Here is a 353-nt window from a genome sequence, read left to right on the forward strand (position 1 = left end):
GTGATCTGGTAGACATTGGCCTTGAACCACTTCTCGCTGCCGATGTAGTAGCCCTTCTGGCCGGAGGCATCGCCCCAGCTGTTCTCGATCTTCCATCGGTCAGACTTCCCATTCTCGTCCAGATTGACACCGCAGAACATCATGCAATGGTTCATGGTGCTTTCACGGGTGAGCAGCCGCTCGGCCTTGGTCATGCCAAAGGTCAGGCCGCCCAGCACCTCGCCGTACTGGAAGCAGTCGGGGTCCCTATAGCCGTTGGCGCGGTCACCGTCGGGGTGGCAGTCGCAGCTGAACATGACCCCCTCCCCTGCCTGCAGCTGACGGATGGTCAGATCCTCCAGCTCCTCCTGCGA

Annotated in this window: 1 protein-coding gene; it reads right to left on the reverse strand. The window is 60.6% G+C overall.

Annotation, left to right across the window (positions count from 1 at the left end):
* Positions 1-353 (reverse strand): C1 family peptidase (locus P0G09_RS16090; protein ID WP_275253163.1); only part of this gene is annotated, 353 nt, incomplete at both ends.

Source organism: Faecalibacterium sp. DFI.5.82 (assembly GCF_029076575.1).
Lineage (GTDB): Bacteria > Bacillota > Clostridia > Oscillospirales > Ruminococcaceae > Faecalibacterium > Faecalibacterium duncaniae.